Origin of the sequence: Burkholderia sp. Ac-20353, from assembly GCF_017104785.1 — a bacterium.
Lineage (GTDB): Bacteria > Pseudomonadota > Gammaproteobacteria > Burkholderiales > Burkholderiaceae > Burkholderia.
Genome location: NZ_JAAGPL010000362.1, coordinates 1 through 4,347, shown reverse-complemented (window position 1 = coordinate 4,347; position 4,347 = coordinate 1). Strand labels below are relative to the sequence as shown.

Sequence of the window (4,347 nt, the reverse complement as noted above, 5' to 3'; positions counted from 1 at the left end):
CCGTCCTTCCGTCCTGGCCCCGGGCCCCCCTGCCGCGCCCGATCATCCCGCGCGCGACCGCTCGCGCGTGCGCACGTTCGCGCTCGACAGCCGCGTGCTCGAATACCGGCTGAAGCGCTCCGCGCGCCGCACGATCGGCTTCACGATCGACGGCAGCGGGCTCACGATCACCGCACCGCGCTGGGTCACGCTCGCCGACATCGAAGCGGCAATCACGGAAAAGCGGCGCTGGATCTTCGCGAAGCTCGCGGAATGGAAGACGCGCACCGAGCAGCGCGCGCTGCCGCAGATCGACTGGCGCGATGGCGCACAGCTGCCGTTTCTGGGCAAGCCGATGACGGTCGCGCTCGGCGCGGGCGCCGTCGCGTTCGACGGCGATGCGAGGAAGCTCGCGCTGCCGCTGCCTGCCCAGGCCGATGCGCAGCAGATCAAGGACCGCGTGCAGGGCTGGCTGCAGGGCGAGGCGAAGCGGATCTTCGGCGAACGGCTCGCGTTCTACGCGGACAAGCTCGGCGTCGCGTATTCGATGTACGCGCTGTCGTCGGCCGCGACGCGCTGGGGCAGCTGCTCGAGCGACGGCAAGATCCGCCTGAACTGGCGGCTGATCCATTTCCCGATGTCGATCATCGACTATGTCGTCGCGCACGAGCTGTCGCATCTGCGCGAGATGAACCACAGCCCGCGCTTCTGGCAGACGGTCGAATCGATCTTCCCGGAATTCCGCGAAGCGCGGCACACGCTCAAGCATCATCCGCCCGAGCTGCTGCCGTCGCTGTAAACGCGAACGGGCGGTGCGGGATTCCCCGCGCCGCCCGTTTTGCATCGCGACCCGCATTGCTGCACGCATTGCGCGCGCCACGGCTCGCCGATTCGTCGCTCAGTGCGCTTTTTTCTGGATGAACTCGATCTTGTAGCCGTCCGGATCCTCGACGAACGCGATCACGGTCGTGCCGTGCTTCATCGGGCCCGCTTCGCGCGTGACCTTGCCGCCTTGCGCCTTGATCTGCTCGCAGGCCTTGTATGCGTCGTCGACTTCCAGCGCCAGATGGCCGAAACCCGTGCCGAGGTCGTAGGACGGCGTATCCCAGTTGTGGGTCAGCTCGATCACCGTGTTGTTGCTTTCATCGCCGTAGCCGACGAACGCGAGCGTGAACTTGCCTTCCGGATAATCCTGGCGACGCAGCACCTTCATGCCGAGCAATTCGGTATAGAACTTGATCGAGCGGTCGAGATCGCCGACTCGCAGCATCGTATGCAGCAAACGCATTTCCTGTACTCCTTGGGGACTTGCCAGAACGGCAGACTGTACCAGAGTCGCGGGAATCCCGTCGGTGGTGCCCGGTCACGGGCGCACGGTTAGCGACGCCCGGCCAAGGACGCCTGACGCGCCTCCCCGGGCAGCGACTGCGCGCGCGATCGCGATCGGGTAACATCGACGCCACTGCGCACCACGCCGGTGCAGCGCCGCGCACGTGCGTTTCGTGCGACGTGCCGCGTACCGCGTGCGTGCGCCCCACCACCCGTCCCGAGCCAGACCGCCGTGCGAAACCATCGATTCGAGCGCGCCGAACGCGCCCGCTTCCCGACACCGCTCCAGAGAATCCGCCGTTGCGAGGTGCGCCGATGAGCACGCTCGCCGCCACACCCGTGCGCCGCGCGCTCGACGCGCGCGCGATCGGCCTGATGCTGCTGCTGTGCGCGATCTGGGGCTTCCAGCAGGTCGCGATCAAGAGCACGAACGCCGCAATCCCGCCGATGTTCCAGGCCGGCCTGCGCTCGCTGATCGCCGCGCTGCTGCTGTGGGGCTGGGCCCGCGCGCGCGGCACGCCGCTGTTCCGCGCGGACGGCACATTCCGCGCCGGACTCGCGGCCGGCGCGCTGTTCGCCGGCGAATTCATCTGCGTGTTCTTCGGCCTGACGCTGACGAGCGCGTCGCATATGGCGATCTTCCTGTACACGGCGCCCTGCTTCACCGCACTCGGCCTGCACCTGTTCACGCCCGGCGAACGCCTGCAGCGCGTCCAGTGGCTCGGCGTCGGCCTCGCGTTCGCCGGCATCGCGATCGCGTTCGCCGACGGCTTCCTGAAGCCGCCGGCCCCCGGCACGTCGGTGCTCGCGGGGATCGCCGGCGATGCGCTCGGCATCCTCGGCGGCGTGATGTGGGCGGCCACGACCGTCGTCGTGCGCTCGACGCGTCTTGCGCTGGCGAGCGCGAGCAAGACGCTGTTCTACCAGCTCGCGGTGTCGGCCGTCGTGCTGCTCGCGCTTGCCGCGCTGCTCGGCCAGGTGTCGGTCGCGCACGTCACGCCGGTGGCGGTCGCGAGCCTCGCGTACCAGGCGGTGATCGTCGCGTTCGTCAGCTACCTGTCGTGGTTCTGGCTGCTGACCCGCTATATCGCGTCGCGGCTGTCGGTGTTCACGTTCCTGTCGCCGCTGTTCGGCGTCGCGTTCGGCGTGCTGCTGCTCGGCGAATCGGTCGGCTGGCGCTTCATGTCGGCCGCGGCGCTCGTGCTGACCGGCATCGGCCTCGTCAACGCGCCCGCGCGCAAGCGCTCGTAGCGAGCAGCCGCAAGCGCGACGCGTCGGTCATCCAGCCTTGCGGACCGCCGCGAGCGCCTGCGCGACGCCGACATACTCGGCCACGCTCACGTCCTCCGCACGGCGCGCGAGATCGAAGCCGAGCGTGTCGAAATCGATCGTGTCGCGATATTCGCCGAGCGTATTGCGCAGCATCTTGCGGCGCTGCGAGAACGCGGCCGTGACGATCTCGCCGAGCAGCACGGGATCGACGTCCGGCAGTTCGTGCGGCTCGTACGGAATCATCCGCACGATCGCCGAATCGACCTTCGGCGGCGGCTGGAACGACTCGGGCGGCACGTCGATCAGCTTGTCCATCACGTAGCGGTACTGCAGCATCACCGACAGCCGCGAGAACGCCTTCGTGCCCGGCTCGGCGACCATCCGCTCGACGACTTCGTTCTGCAGCATGAAATGCTGGTCAACGACCACGTCGGCGAACGTCATCAGGTGAAACAGCAGCGGACTCGAAATGTTGTACGGCAGGTTGCCGACGATCCGCAGCGACGGCTTGTCGCCGGGCACCGCGAGCGAGCGGAAATCGAATGCTAGCGCGTCGCCCGCATGAAGTTCGAGCAGCGGACCGAAGCGCTTCTGCAGGCGGCCGATCAGGTCGCGGTCGAGCTCGACCGCGTGGAGCGGCGACTCGGGCGACGCGATGCGCGCGATCAGCGGCTCGGTCAGCGCGCCGAGGCCCGGCCCGATCTCGACCATCCGCTGGCCGTGCGCCGGTCCGATCGCCGTGACGATCGAGTCGATCACGCCGTGATCGACGAGGAAGTTCTGCCCGAAGCGCTTGCGCGCGAAATGGCCCTGGTGCTGTCTGCTGTTCGACATCGACTGAAAAAAAACGAAAAACGCGATGAATGGAATCGGATCGGGCCGCGCAGGCCGGGCCGTGCAGGCCAAGCTGCGCAGGCCTGGCCACGTCGGTTCAACCCTGGCCTGGCCGGGCCGTCAGGCCGGGCCGCGACTGGCGGCCTGACGATGGCGCGCCATCGTGACGGCCGTGTCGAGCGCGGCGACCATGCTGCCCGGATCGGCGCGGCCCGTGCCGGCGAGGTCGAGCGCGGTGCCATGATCGACCGACGTGCGGATGATCGGCAGCCCGAGCGTGACGTTGATGCCCTCGCCGAACGTCGCGTACTTGAGCACCGGCAGGCCCTGGTCGTGGAACATCGCGAGCACGCAGTCCGCATCGGCCAGGTAGCGCGGCTGGAACAGCGTGTCGGCCGGATACGGGCCGCGCGCGTCGATGCGCTGCGCGTTCGCGCGCGCGAGCGCGGGCGCGATCACGTCGATTTCCTCGCGGCCGAGATAGCCGTTCTCGCCGGCGTGCGGGTTGAGGCCCGTCACGAGGATGCGCGGCGCGGCGAGCCCGAAGTCGCGACGCAGGTCGTGATCGATGATCGCGAGCGTCTCGAGCAGCCCGTCGACGGTCAGCGCGGCCGACACGTCCTTCAGCGGCAGGTGCGTGGTCGCGAGCGCGACGCGCAGCGGCTTGTCGCCGGTGCCGGCCAGCATCATCACGACGCGCGGCGTGCCGGTGCGCTCCGCCAGATATTCGGTGTGGCCGGTAAACGGAACGCCGGCGTCGTTGATCGTGCTCTTCTGCAGCGGCGCGGTGACGATCGCGTCGTATTCGCCCGCGAGCGCGCCGTCGATCGCCGCGTCAAGCAGCCCGAGCACGTAGCGGCCGTTCGCCGCGTTCAGCTCGCCCGCGCGCGCAGGCGCAGCGAGCGGCCGGTCCGCGACGGCAACCTGCCCGGC

5 protein-coding genes are annotated in these 4,347 nt (G+C 68.9%); 2 read left to right on the top strand and 3 right to left on the bottom strand.

What is annotated here, in order from left to right; genetic code table 11:
- Positions 1–778, top strand: a 778-nt coding sequence (locus G3N94_RS40045; protein ID WP_205799711.1) for a SprT family zinc-dependent metalloprotease, incomplete at its 5' end; no start/stop codon positions are given.
- 99 nt (positions 779–877) lie between these two features.
- Here G3N94_RS40045 and gloA read toward each other — a convergent pair.
- Positions 878–1,267 (bottom strand): lactoylglutathione lyase, encoded by a 390-nt coding sequence (gene gloA / locus G3N94_RS40040; protein ID WP_205799710.1) that lies wholly within the window; start codon positions 1,265–1,267, stop codon positions 878–880.
- Between the two features lie 356 nt (positions 1,268–1,623).
- On the opposite strand from gloA, the gene G3N94_RS40035 reads away from it, so the two are divergent.
- A complete protein-coding gene (locus G3N94_RS40035) occupies positions 1,624–2,559 on the top strand; it encodes a DMT family transporter (protein WP_205799709.1) in 936 nt (311 codons plus the stop codon).
- A gap of 27 nt (positions 2,560–2,586) precedes the next feature.
- Here the strand turns inward: G3N94_RS40035 and rsmA are convergent, their stop codons facing one another.
- Positions 2,587–3,414, bottom strand: coding sequence for a 16S rRNA (adenine(1518)-N(6)/adenine(1519)-N(6))-dimethyltransferase RsmA (rsmA, locus tag G3N94_RS40030; protein WP_205799708.1), 828 nt, complete (start codon positions 3,412–3,414; stop codon positions 2,587–2,589).
- A 120-nt stretch (positions 3,415–3,534) separates the two neighbouring features.
- Positions 3,535–4,347 (bottom strand): 4-hydroxythreonine-4-phosphate dehydrogenase PdxA (gene pdxA, locus G3N94_RS40025; RefSeq protein ID WP_205799707.1); only part of this gene is annotated, 813 nt, incomplete at its 5' end.

What these genes read in the sequence shown, in the direction of transcription:
- gloA (WP_205799710.1), bottom strand. Translation starts at nt 1,267, where the DNA reads ATGCGTTTGCTGCATACGATGCTGCGAGTCGGCGATCTCGACCGCTCG.
- G3N94_RS40035 (WP_205799709.1), top strand. Translation starts at nt 1,624, where the DNA reads ATGAGCACGCTCGCCGCCACACCCGTGCGCCGCGCGCTCGACGCGCGC.
- rsmA (WP_205799708.1), bottom strand. Translation starts at nt 3,414, where the DNA reads ATGTCGAACAGCAGACAGCACCAGGGCCATTTCGCGCGCAAGCGCTTC.